This is a genomic window from Actinoplanes sp. CA-015351, from assembly GCF_050955685.1.
Taxonomy (GTDB): domain Bacteria; phylum Actinomycetota; class Actinomycetes; order Mycobacteriales; family Micromonosporaceae; genus Actinoplanes.
Map to the genome: position 1 here is coordinate 399,802 of NZ_CP192102.1, position 10,935 is coordinate 410,736.

Genomic DNA, 10,935 nt, shown 5'->3' on the forward strand with positions numbered 1-10,935 from the left:
CCGGGCGGAACCCGAGGGGAGCTGGCGCCGATGAAGCGACGGGTGAACCCCGACGAGCAGCTGATGACCGCGCTCTACACCGAGCACTACGCAGTCCTGATCAACTTTGTGTCCCGTTACGTATCGGACCGGCACAAAGCGGAGGACCTGGTGCAGGAGACTCTCCTGCGGGCGTGGAAGCACATCGATCATCTGGACCCGGAACCGGGCCGGACCAGGTCGTACCTGCTGACTATTGCTCGTAACGTGGTGACCAACGCGTGGCGTGCGGAACAGCGCCGGCCGCGTCTGGTCGCTGACGAGAACGCGGTCAATTCGGTGCCGTCGGCGGACAATGTAGATCAAATGGTGGAAGGCTGGCTGGTGGCGGAGGCGCTTGAGCGTCTCTCGCCGGAACACAAGGCAGTCATCCAGGCGATGTATTACGAGGGGCAGAGCGTGGCCGACGCCTCTCGAAAACTCTCGGTGCCCGAGGGCACGGTCAAATCGCGCGCGTACTACGCGGTACGGGCGCTGCGCACCGTCTTCGAGGAGATGGGGATGTTGCGATGAGCGACCTAGACGAGCATGGCAGCTTGCACAGGCTGCTCGGTGGATACCTCCTCGGTGGCCTCGACGAGGCCGACACCGATCGTCTCGACGAGCATTTGAGGGACTGCGCGGACTGCCGGGCTGAACTGGACCGGCTGGCGCCCGTGCCCGAGATGTTGCAGCACCTGCCGGACGCGCGGCACCTGAGCAGTGGCGCGCCGCTCGCGGTCAGTCCGGCTGCGCGGCCGAGCTCGCAGAACATCGAGGGCCTGCTCAGCCGGATGCGGGCCGAGAAACACAAGGAAGTCCGGGTCAACCGGGTGCGCTGGCTGGCCGCTGCGGCGGTCGTGATGATCGCGGCCGCGGCGATCGGGTACGGGATCTTCACGAACGGCCGGGTGCAACCCGGTACGCCGGAAGCCCTGCCGAGCGTGGAACTCGTCAGCTCCCGCTTCGAGGCAGCGCCCGGCAGCAGTCTGACCGGCTCAGCGGTGATCACCCCAAAGGTCTGGGGTGTCTCGGTGGCGTTGGACGTGAGCCGGATGAAGGGTCAGGCGCCCTTCCTCTGCCTGGTGCGGACCAAGGCCGGCGCGACCGAACAGGCGGCCGTCTGGGGTGATACGCCGGACGGCAACGCGAAGGTGGTCGGCGCCAGCTCGGTGCCGGTGAACGACGTCGAGGCCATCCTGATCACCGACAAGGATGGCAAGCTGATCGGTACCGCGTCGGTGACCTGATCAGGTCACCGATGAACGGGTGGAGACGCCGGGTCGCAGAAATTGCGGGCCGGCGTCCGGCTTTCCGGCACCCGTCCGGGGATAGCCAGGAACGCCACCGCCGCGCCGGCGGCCATCAGCGCGGCGCAGATCAGCATCGCGTCGTGGTACACCGGCTGCAGCGCCACCGAGTCGGTGAGCGATCCAGCGCCGAGCCCGCCCACCAGCGGAAGAATCGCCACGGCCAGCAGACCGGCGGACCGGGCCACCGCGTTGTTCACGCCCGAGGCGATACCTGCGTACGCGTCGTCGAGGGCACTCAGCGCGGTCGCGGTCAGTGGCGCCACCAGCAGCGCCAGCCCAAGTCCGAAGATCACCACGGCCGGCAGGACATCGGTCAGGTACGACGCGCCCGGGCCGATCGAGGACATCAGCACCAGCGCACCGGCACAGATCAGCGGGCCCGCGGTCATCGGGATACGCGGGCCGATGCGCTGACCGAGCGTGCCGGCCGGCGCCGACAGCACCAGCAGCAACAGGGTCAGCGGCAGCAGCGCGAGCCCCGCGGCGATAGCCGGGAAGTCCGCGACCACCTGGAGGTTCAGCACGAACAGGAAGAACACGCCGCCGTTGGCGGTGTAGACCAGGAAGGTCACCAGGTTCGCGCCGCTGAACGCCCGGTTCTGGAAGATCCGGATCGGCAGCATCGGATCCTTCTCGCGGCGTTCGACCAGGACGAATGCAATCAGCCCCAGAACACCGGCGGCGAGCGACAGGATCACGACGGGCGCGCCGGGACCGTGCTCCGGCCAGGCGGTGAATCCGTAGGTCAGGCCGCCGAGACCGATCGCGGCGAGGAGAACGCCGGCAACGTCGATGTGACGGGACGCACTCTCATCACGGGACTCGGGGACGTGCCGTGCGGTGACCCAGAGAACCAGCGCGGCGACCGGCACGTTGATCAGGAAGAGGACCCGCCAGCTGCCGAGCTCCAGCAGCCAGCCGCCGAGCAGCGGGCCGAGCGCGCCACCGATGCCGCCCAGCCCGGACCAGGCGCCGATGGCGCGGGCGCGGTCCTGCGCGACGAACGAGGCCTGGAGGATGGCGAGGGCACCGGGGGTGAGCAGCGCTCCGCCGATGCCCTGGAGCACCCGGGCGGCGATCAGCAGCTCTACGTTCGGCGCGACGCCGCAGAGCAGCGAAGCCACCGCGAACCAGGCGACACCTGCCTGGAATGTCCGGCGTCGGCCGAAGCGGTCACCAAGGGATCCGCCCAGCAGGATCAGGGATGCCAGCGACAAGGCGTACCCATTGATCGTCCATTGCAGACCGGAGGCGCTTGCGCCGAGGTTTTCGGCGATCGTGGGAAGGGCGAGGTTGACGATCGTCGAGTCGACGAACGCCATGCTCGAACCGAGAACCATGGCGAGCAGTACCCAGCGGCCTGCCGGGGTGCCGTAGCGGACCGAGGACATGCCGTGACACTACGGCGTTATTGATCAGGCAATGCGGCGGAGCCTGCGGGAAACGGGCTGTGCCGTGGGAAGGCTCTGCCGGGCCGCCGCGAGCACGGCAGCCCGCGCGGCAGCTGCCGAACGCATGGCCGGCTTGGCGCACGGCCGCATCAGGTCGCTGAGCCGCGCGGTCAGCTCGGCCCGGCTGAACGGCTTCGCCAGGAAGTCGTCGGCTCCCGCGTGCAGCGCCGCGGTGATCTGGGTGCGTTGCACGTCCGCGCTGACCATCATGACCGGGATTGATTCGGTACGCGGATCGGCGCGAATCCACCGGCACAGCTCGACGCCGGACTCGCCGGGCATCCGCACGTCGGTCAGGACGGCGTCGATGCCACCGCCACACAGGATGGCGAACGCCTCGGCGGCGCTCTCGGCCGCTACTACCTCGTACCCGAGGCGGTGCAGTGCGAGCGTGAGCAACTCCCGGTGATCGGCCTCGTCATCTGTGATCAACACGGTGGGCACTGGTGGGACCTCCGGGACGGCTGATTGACCTTGCACCTGATGTTCGGCAGCCACGACGAACCACTGAGCCGCAAATTTCGCGCACGTACGTGCACAGCTGACTTCGTGTGCACGTACGTGCTCAAGAGTTACGATGGGCATGTACGTGCACAAGGAGGCATGGATGAGAATCTCCAACGCCCGTGACCTCGGGGTCTATCTCCGTGAGCAGCGCCGGGCGGCGGGACTCAGTCAGGAAGAGCTGGCGACCCGAGCCGGAGTGAGCCGCCGGTGGTTGTCAGCCTTCGAGTCGGGCAAGTCCTCCGCCGAGGTGGGCCTGGTCTTCCACCTGACAGCGGCCCTCGGCATGTTCGTCGAGGTGAATCCGGAGCCACCCCGCGAGCTGGACCTGGACGAATACCTCAAGCGATTCGAGGGCAACGGGTGACTACCGATCGTTGAGCTGACGCGAAGGCTTGTGCAGGGAGGCGCTGGTTCGGGAAACCGCGAAATAGAGTGAGGGATATGCGTGCTGCCGTTTTTCTCCAGCCCGGTCCCGCCGCCTCTGTTTTGACGATCGTCGATCATGACCTGCCGCACGTCGGGGTTGGTGAGGTACGCGTCCGCGTGGTTCTCTCCGCCGTGAATCCGACCGACACCGGGACGAGAGCCGGCCGGGGTGTGCCGGACGGCATCTCGCCACCCCGGGTGCCGAACCAGGACGGCGCCGGTGTGGTGGACGCGCTCGGTGACGGCGTGGTGGATCTGGAGCCGGGTGACCGGGTCTGGGTGTGGGACGCCGGGTACGGCCGGGAGAACGGCACTGCCCAGGAATACCTGGTTCTGCCCCGTCACCAAGTCGTCCGGATGAACGACGACGTGCCGTTCGAGATCGGCGCGGCCCTGGGCATCCCGGCGCTCACCGCGCACCGCTGCCTGACCCTGGCGAGCGACGGCCCGGAGAAGCTCGCCCCGGACGCGCTCGCCGGCAAGACCGTGCTGGTGGCCGGCGGCGCCGGAGCGGTCGGCAACGCGGCGATCCAGCTCGCCAAGTGGGCCGGCGCGACAGTGCTCACCACGGTCAGCTCGAAGGAGAAAGCCGAACTGGCGATCGCGGCCGGCGCCGACGTGGTGATCAACTATCGGGAAGAGGACGTCAAGGCCCGGATCCGCGAGCTGAGCGAGACCGGCCCGCACATCGTCGTCGAGGTGAACACCGACAACCTCGACCTCGATCTTGACGTGATCGCCCCGGGCGGCAACATCGCGATCTACGTGGCCGGCAAGGTCACCGTGCCGAGTTTCAAGGCGATGCTGAAAAACGTCAGCCTCGATTTCGTGCTCACCTACACGACGTCGCCGCAGGAGAAGGAGAACGCGGTCGCGGCCGTCTCCGAAGCGGTCGCCGACGGCGCCTTCACGGTTGGTGAGGGCGCCGGTCTGCCGATCATCCGGTTCCCGCTGGAGAAGATCGCCGAGGCTCACGAGGCGGTCGAGAACCACGTCGTGGGCAAGGTCGTCATCGAGGTGACCGAACCTTAGAAAGCAGCGCGTCCGCCACCCGCGCGACGCCCTGGCCATCCACCGCGGACCATCCCCGGGCAGCGACAGCAGTGCGTGCTTCCGGGGAAAGGAGCAGGTCACGCAGCACATCGACGGATGAGGGCCCGAGCGAGCCCAGACGACCGAGCCCTGCGGCGTAACCACGGGCGACCGTCCGCTCGTACCCCTGAATTTGATTGTCGACCACCCAGATCAGGGCCGCGGCGCGGCCCAGGCAGAGCAGTTCCCACGTCGAGGTTCCGCTCGCGCTGATCACCAGGTCGGCGCCGACGAGAAGTTTCGGCAGGTGGTCGGTGGGTCCGATGATCTCGAAACGCTGCCCCGGCCCGGCCTCGACCGCGAGCAACTCGTCGCGCAGGCTCTCGTCGGCGGCGATCACGGTCGCGTCAAAACCCACCGCGGTCTCGGTGAGCAGTCGCGCTACCTGCGGCGCCGCGCGGTAGGCGTCGGTCCCTCCGAAAAATGCCAAGATCTTTGGGGTACGCGTAAAGCCCTGCACCGGTGCCGAAAGAGGCCGAAGCTCGCGAACAGCCGAGCGGAGCAGCGCGTAATCGAGCCCGGCCAGCCGCACGTCCCCGTCGTGCAGGACCGCGTCGAGGTTCTGGTCGACGTAGATGTCGGCGGACTGTCCCCGCAGGTCACCGTCCACGATGGCCAGCACCGGAACCCCGGCCGACCGCACCGCGGCGCTCTGCTGAGGCGGCAACGTGTACGAGTCCACGACCAGAGCCGCCAGCTCCAGCCGCTCGACCGCCGCGACCAGCCCGACGGTGTCGTAAGGCGCCGGATGCCACGGCAGCCCTCGCTGTTCGAGCTGGGACTCGGCCCAGGCCACCCCGCCCAGATCACTGAGGAAGTGCACGTCGACCCCGCGCGCGGTCAACTCCTCGGCAAGGGCCACACACCGGACGAGATGCCCCACCCCGGTACGCGGCCCGGCGTCACACCGAATCCCGATATTCACGCTGAGCCACCTTCGGCATGCCCTCCTGGCCCTTGCTTCGCTGCGGTGCAGTCGGTCATGCCTGGTCTAGCTCCTTCTGCCGCACGTGCGCGTTCAACGCGGCCAGTTCCGGCTGCTCGTCGAGCCAGGCGGCCACGGCGCGGATCGCGACCGGCTCGTCGCCGAAGTGGTCGATGACCGATTCGATCAGCTTCCAGTCGTCCTCGGTGTCCAGAGTGAGCCGCAGGTACGACAGATCCGGCTGAGCCGTCAGCCCGATCACGTCGAAATCCGCCGGGTGCGAGTAGATGTACGACGTCACGTGCGTCCGGTGATGGTCGTACGCCAGCTTGTCGATCTCCTTGAGCACGCTGGCCCGGACCACCTCGACGTCGAGCCCGCGCGGCAGGGTACGCGTGATCGACGTGGTCAGGTAGTCGACGCCGGACGCCTCGAAGACCCGGGCGGCCCGCCTGACCAGGTGCGGGTCGAGCAGCGGGCAGTCCGCGGTGAACCGGAGCACGGTCTCCGGGGAGCGGGTCTCGAGCACACCGAGGAACCGGGTGAGCACGTCGTCGACCGGCCCGCGGTGGCAGGCCACGCCGATCCGCTCGCACTCGGCCACCACGGCGTCGTCGTCGGGTTCGATGGTGGTCGCGACGACCAGGTCGTCGAGGATGCCGCTCTCCTGGGCCGCGTGCACGACCCGGTCCAGGACACTGCGCCCGCCGAGGCGGCGCAGCACCTTGCCGGGGAGCCGGGTGGAGCCCATCCGGGCCTGAATGATGCCGAGGGTGGTCATGACCGTCCTTTGCGGAGGGAGTTCCGGGCTTGGCGCGCGAGGCCGAGACCGGCTTTGGCGGCGCGGAAGCCGAGCGAGCCGCTGAACGCGGCGATCTGAACCTTGGCGCGGCCGAGTTCGGCGTCCCGCTTCTCGAGTTCGACCTCGAAGAAGCGGCTCCGTGCCTCGGCGTCGGCGAGCTGCCGGCGCAGCGCTTCCAGCTGCTGTTCCCGCTCCCGGCGGGAGTCGGTGCCCGAAGGAGGGACTACGGCGGGCGTCGATGAGACGCCGGCCGCCCCGGCGAGGACTTCGAGCAGCCGGGCCACATCGGTGACGGCCGGCCAGGGGTGGTCGTACCCGCCGGTGAACAGGGTGTTCGCGAACCGGGCCAGGGCATCAGGCTGTTCCGGACGGTTCGGGTCGAGCAGGATGTAACGCTCGCCGTCAACGAGGACGTTCGCGGCGTCGGCGTCCGGCGCAGCTGTCATCCACCCGGTCAGCAGCCGCCGAAGAGCGGGCAGGTCGTGGCCGAGAGCCGCAGTGAGCAGCAACTCCTCCAGCAGCCGTCCGGTCGGGAGAAGATGCCCGGACCCTTCGACGATCGTGCCACCGCTGAGATGGCTGACCGGCGGGATCGGGACGACGTTCGCCGATCGGGTGGTGAGCTGGGCGACGGCGATCCAGGCCGGCGCAAGCTCGGCGCCGAGTCCGCGACGAACTGCAGCGGAGGCCAGGCGGCGCGGGTCGCTCAGGACCGCTTTCTCTTGGTACGCGTCCGCGACCGTCGCCGCTGCGAGAGCGGCGAGCGCGTCCAGTGGTCCGTAACGCAGGGTCTCCGGGGTGACCAGCAGCGTGGGTTCGCTCTGCGACGGCCAAGCGGCGGCAAGACCGGAGACCTGCATTCCTTCGGCACCGAGCGCGGCGGCGAGCCGGTCCGCGCGGCCCGGTGCCGTTCCGAACTCGCCGAGCGGACGCCACTGGCTGGTCCCCGGTGCGGTGGGTGTTCCGGTGTCGACGAGACGGTGCACGCCAAGTTCGTTCTCCACGGTCAGCAGCAGTGTGCCGCCGGGGCGCAGGGCCCGTTTCAGGGTGCGTACCGATTCGGTCCAGTCGAGTTGCGGGCCTTCGGGGGAGCAGAGCCGGGCGGTCCCGTCGAGGGCGACCACAGCGTCGAACTGGTCGTCGCCGGTCAACTTGGCGAGCGAGCCGCAGAGAACGGTGTAGCCCTGTTCGGAGAGGGCCTTGGCGTCCGGCTGGGAGCGGACCAGGCAGGTGACTTTCCGGCCGTCGGAGAGGGCTGCGAGCAGCGTGACGTCGTGCGGTCCGGCGACCAGGACCTCGGCGCCGGCCGGCAGCCGGCTGGTCAGGTGCCGATAGAGCAGGCCACGCGCCGGTGGGTGTTCCTCGGCGTACTCCGGCATCTCGCCGCCGATCATCCGGATCATGCCGGCACCAGCTTCCGGTCGGCGCCGGTCCGGCCCGGAGCGGTGGTCCAGCCCAGGGTGGCTCGCAGTTCGGCGGGTGAGGCCAGGAAGCCGTCGCCGAGTTCGGCCATCGCCGACTCCCGTGCTGCGGCCGGAGCCGGTTGCGCGCCGTGCAGTTCGGGCCACTCCCGCCGGATGCGCTCGGCGGTCGGCGCGTCCTCTTTGGCGAGACGCATCGGGTTGCCGTAGACAGCCGGTTCGCAGCCGGCCGCCACCCCGTAGAAGATCGCGCTGCTCAGCCGGTTGGAGGCCACCCGGCGGTGCGCGCGCAACTCGGCCAGCTGCTTGTGCAGGAACCGGGTGTCGGTCTGTGTCCGCATGTAACCCCGGTATCCGTGGCAGATCACCCGGCCGGCCCGTTCGTAGGACGCCCGGATCCGGGCGTCCTGGTACTCGTGCCAGTACAGGCAGAACGTGATCGGCCCGTCCTCGGTCGCCACGATCTCGTCGATCAGCCGCCGATGGTCACCGTCGACGTGCTGTCCCTCCCAGCCGTGGAACGGGTACCAGATGGTCCCTTCCCGCTCCACGTGATCTTCCGGCGCGGATTCCAGCAGATACAGGAAAGGCGAGCCGATCACCGTTGCGAGCGGGCGGCCCATCGAGGCGGCCCGGCGCCGGGTGCGCTCGGACCACACGAAGATCGGCCGGCCGGGCGCGTACGGCGTACCGGCGCCCAGCCCGTCCACCACGTTCCAGCCGTGCTGCAGGTACCCGTCGATCCGTGGTGGATCGGCCGGGTCCAGCCCGCAGTACTCGGCGAGCACGTGGGCGTGACCGTAGAAGTGATTACCGTGGTGCACCCGCTAGCTCCCGAGGATGCCGCGCAGCGTTTCGACCACACGGTCCTGGTCGGCGTCGCTGAGGTCGGCGAAGAGGGGCAGGGAGAGCTCCTCGGCGTAGAAGGCCTCCGCGACCGGGCACATGCCCCGTCGGTAACCGAGGTCCTCGAAGACCGGGTGCCAGTACACCGGGATGTAGTTGACCTGCACTCCGATGCCGGCGGCGCGCATCCGGTCGTACACCTCGCGGCGGCGGCCGTCCTGAACGCGTACCGGATAGAGGTGGCGCATCGGGTCGGTGTCCGGCCGCTGCGCCGGAAGGCGCAGGCCGGGCACGTCGGCGAGCAGTTCGTCGTACCGTGCCGAGAGGTGCGCTCGGCGCGCCTTGAACTCACCGAGCCGGCGCAACTGGGCGCTGCCAAGCGCGCAGAGCACGTCCGGCAGGCGGTAGTTGAGCCCGAACTCGGGAACCTCGTACCACCAGCCACCCTCGTCCGGGTAACGCAGGTCGTCTCGGACCACACCGACGGTACGGAACGCGCGGAGCCGTTTGACCAGCTCCGGCCGGGTCGACGCGACCGCGCCGCCCTCACCGGTGGTGAAGTTCTTGGTCGGGAAGAACGAGAACGTGGTGAGGTCGGCGAGGGTGCCGACCGGGCGCCCCTTGTAGGTGGATCCGATCGAGTGCGCGGCGTCGCCGACAAGCAACGCGCCGCTGCTCTCGCCGACCTTGCGCAGCCGGTCGTAATCGGCCGGGACGCCGGCGTAGTCGACCGCGGCGATCACCCTGGTGCGCTCGGTGAGAGCGGCCTCCACGGCGGCCGGGTCGAGGTTCGCGGTGTCCTCCTCGACGTCGGCGAAGATCACCTTGGCGCCGAGCATGGCCGCGCCGGACGCCGTGGCGACGAACGTCATCGGTGTCGTGATCACTTCGTCGCCGCTGGTCACACCGGCCGCCGCGTACGCCGCGTGCAGCGCCGTGGTGCCGTTGGTGACCGTGACGCAGGGTGCTCCGGCGACCTTCTCCAGGTCGGCCTCGAACTCGGCGACGCGCGGGCCGGTGGTCAGCCAGTCGCTGCCCAGGGCCGCGACGACCGCCTCGACATCGGCGTCGTCGATCGACTGTCGTCCGTAGGGCAGCATCAGTTCTCCGCGAGCAGGGCGCGCATGTCGTCGACCGAGAGCCAGAGGTCGTTGTTGTCGGACCGGTAGTTGAAGCCGTCCGGAACGAGCTCGCCACCCTCGGGCGACTCGTAACCCCAGCTCGCGGCGACCGGCTGGACCACGTAACGGTCCGCGAAACGCAGCGTGCGACGGCTGTCGTCGGCGGCGATCATCTCTTCGTGCAGCTTCTCGCCGGGACGCATGCCCATCTCGTGGGTGGGCGCGTCCGGCGCGACGGCCTCGACCAGGTCGAGGATGCGCATGCTCGGGATCCGCGGCACGTAGAGCTCGCCACCGCGCATCACGTCGAACGAGTCGACGACGAACTTCACCGCCTGGTCCAGGCTGATCCAGAAGCGGGTCATCCGCTTGTCGGTGATCGGCAGGCTCTTGCCCTCGGCGGCGAGCTTGCGGAAGAACGGGACGACCGAGCCGCGGCTGCCCATCACGTTGCCGTACCGGACCACGGCGAGCCGGGTCGGGTGGGTGGCGGCGTAGTGGTTGCCCGCGATCACGATCTTGTCGGCGGCCAGCTTGGTGGCGCCGTACAGGTTGATCGGGCTCGACGCCTTGTCGGTGGAGAGCGCGACGAGTTTCTTCACCTCGGCGTTGATGGCGGCGTCGATCACGTTCTGGGTGCCGTTGATGTTGGTGGCGACGAACTCGGAGGGGTTGTACTCCGCGGTGTCCACCTGCTTCAGCGCTGCGGCGTGCACGACGTAGTCGATGCCGTGCATGGCCCGGGCCAGACGGTCCCGGTCACGGATGTCGCCGATGAAGAACCGCAGGCGCGGGTCGTCGCCGAACATCTGGCGGACCTCGTACTGCTTCAGCTCGTCGCGGGAGAACACCACGATGCGAGCCGGGTCGAGGTTGTTCAGCGCGTACTGCAGGAAGGCCTTGCCGAACGAACCGGTTGAGCCGGTGACAAGGATCGAGGAGCCGGCGATTTCAGACACGTTTTTTCTCCGGGGGATTCAGCGATAGGCCGGTACGAGCCGGAAGCATAACCA

Annotated in this window: 12 protein-coding genes; 4 read left to right on the plus strand and 8 right to left on the minus strand. The window is 68.9% G+C overall.

Going from position 1 to position 10,935, the window contains the following annotated elements:
• Window positions 1–30 precede the first annotated feature (30 nt).
• Both ACQP2E_RS01800 and ACQP2E_RS01805 read left to right on the plus strand, forming a co-directional pair.
• The gene (locus ACQP2E_RS01800; RefSeq protein WP_111652057.1) at window positions 31–552 is read left to right on the plus strand and encodes a sigma-70 family RNA polymerase sigma factor; all 522 of its coding nucleotides are present in this window, start codon (window positions 31–33) and stop codon (window positions 550–552) included.
• Window positions 549–1,268, plus strand: a complete 720-nt coding sequence (locus ACQP2E_RS01805) for a zf-HC2 domain-containing protein (protein ID WP_433828148.1) — start codon at window positions 549–551, stop codon at window positions 1,266–1,268. The genes ACQP2E_RS01800 and ACQP2E_RS01805 overlap by 4 nt, the downstream gene beginning before the upstream one ends.
• A gap of 5 nt (window positions 1,269–1,273) precedes the next feature.
• On the opposite strand, the gene ACQP2E_RS01810 is transcribed toward ACQP2E_RS01805, so the two are convergent.
• Both ACQP2E_RS01810 and ACQP2E_RS01815 read right to left on the minus strand, forming a co-directional pair.
• On the minus strand, window positions 1,274–2,722 hold the full coding sequence (locus ACQP2E_RS01810; protein ID WP_433828149.1) for a DHA2 family efflux MFS transporter permease subunit: 1,449 nt from the start codon (window positions 2,720–2,722) through the stop codon (window positions 1,274–1,276).
• Window positions 2,723–2,746: 24 nt separating this feature from the next.
• Entirely contained in the window at window positions 2,747–3,217 is a 471-nt protein-coding gene (locus tag ACQP2E_RS01815) for a response regulator (protein WP_433828150.1), read from the minus strand.
• A 172-nt stretch (window positions 3,218–3,389) separates the two neighbouring features.
• On the opposite strand from ACQP2E_RS01815, the gene ACQP2E_RS01820 reads away from it, so the two are divergent.
• Window positions 3,390–3,653, plus strand: a complete 264-nt coding sequence (locus ACQP2E_RS01820) for a helix-turn-helix domain-containing protein (RefSeq protein WP_433828151.1) — start codon at window positions 3,390–3,392, stop codon at window positions 3,651–3,653.
• A gap of 77 nt (window positions 3,654–3,730) precedes the next feature.
• Window positions 3,731–4,747 carry an NADPH:quinone reductase gene (locus ACQP2E_RS01825; RefSeq protein WP_433828152.1) on the plus strand — a complete coding sequence of 339 codons (1,017 nt, stop codon included), beginning with the start codon at window positions 3,731–3,733 and terminating at the stop codon, window positions 4,745–4,747.
• Here ACQP2E_RS01825 and ACQP2E_RS01830 read toward each other — a convergent pair.
• From ACQP2E_RS01830 to pseB, 6 genes are read right to left on the minus strand one after another with little or no spacing between them, the layout of a single operon-like run.
• Window positions 4,725–5,732 carry a PseG/SpsG family protein gene (locus ACQP2E_RS01830; protein ID WP_433828153.1) on the minus strand — a complete coding sequence of 336 codons (1,008 nt, stop codon included), beginning with the start codon at window positions 5,730–5,732 and terminating at the stop codon, window positions 4,725–4,727. The genes ACQP2E_RS01825 and ACQP2E_RS01830 overlap by 23 nt on opposite strands.
• 55 nt (window positions 5,733–5,787) lie before the next feature.
• Window positions 5,788–6,513, minus strand: a complete 726-nt coding sequence (locus ACQP2E_RS01835) for a cytidylyltransferase domain-containing protein (protein WP_433828154.1) — start codon at window positions 6,511–6,513, stop codon at window positions 5,788–5,790.
• A complete protein-coding gene (locus ACQP2E_RS01840) occupies window positions 6,510–7,937 on the minus strand; it encodes a hypothetical protein (protein ID WP_433828155.1) in 1,428 nt (475 codons plus the stop codon). The genes ACQP2E_RS01835 and ACQP2E_RS01840 overlap by 4 nt, the downstream gene beginning before the upstream one ends.
• On the minus strand, window positions 7,934–8,779 hold the full coding sequence (locus ACQP2E_RS01845; RefSeq protein WP_433828156.1) for a hypothetical protein: 846 nt from the start codon (window positions 8,777–8,779) through the stop codon (window positions 7,934–7,936). Before ACQP2E_RS01845 ends, ACQP2E_RS01840 begins: the two co-directional genes overlap by 4 nt.
• 3 nt (window positions 8,780–8,782) lie before the next feature.
• Window positions 8,783–9,901: a DegT/DnrJ/EryC1/StrS family aminotransferase gene (locus tag ACQP2E_RS01850; protein WP_433828157.1), complete on the minus strand. Its 1,119-nt coding sequence runs from the start codon at window positions 9,899–9,901 to the stop codon at window positions 8,783–8,785.
• On the minus strand, window positions 9,901–10,881 hold the full coding sequence (gene pseB / locus ACQP2E_RS01855) for a UDP-N-acetylglucosamine 4,6-dehydratase (inverting) (RefSeq protein WP_433828158.1): 981 nt from the start codon (window positions 10,879–10,881) through the stop codon (window positions 9,901–9,903). Before pseB ends, ACQP2E_RS01850 begins: the two co-directional genes overlap by 1 nt.
• Window positions 10,882–10,935 lie beyond the last annotated feature (54 nt).

Excerpts from the sequence above, each read along its gene's own strand:
- ACQP2E_RS01825 (WP_433828152.1), top strand. The coding sequence starts at position 3,731 with ATGCGTGCTGCCGTTTTTCTCCAGCCCGGTCCCGCCGCCTCTGTTTTG.
- ACQP2E_RS01800 (WP_111652057.1), top strand. The coding sequence starts at position 31 with ATGAAGCGACGGGTGAACCCCGACGAGCAGCTGATGACCGCGCTCTAC.
- ACQP2E_RS01850 (WP_433828157.1), bottom strand. The coding sequence starts at position 9,901 with ATGCTGCCCTACGGACGACAGTCGATCGACGACGCCGATGTCGAGGCG.
- ACQP2E_RS01835 (WP_433828154.1), bottom strand. The coding sequence starts at position 6,513 with ATGACCACCCTCGGCATCATTCAGGCCCGGATGGGCTCCACCCGGCTC.
- ACQP2E_RS01840 (WP_433828155.1), bottom strand. The coding sequence starts at position 7,937 with ATGATCCGGATGATCGGCGGCGAGATGCCGGAGTACGCCGAGGAACAC.
- ACQP2E_RS01820 (WP_433828151.1), top strand. The coding sequence starts at position 3,390 with ATGAGAATCTCCAACGCCCGTGACCTCGGGGTCTATCTCCGTGAGCAG.
- ACQP2E_RS01805 (WP_433828148.1), top strand. The coding sequence starts at position 549 with ATGAGCGACCTAGACGAGCATGGCAGCTTGCACAGGCTGCTCGGTGGA.
- ACQP2E_RS01810 (WP_433828149.1), bottom strand. The coding sequence starts at position 2,722 with ATGTCCTCGGTCCGCTACGGCACCCCGGCAGGCCGCTGGGTACTGCTC.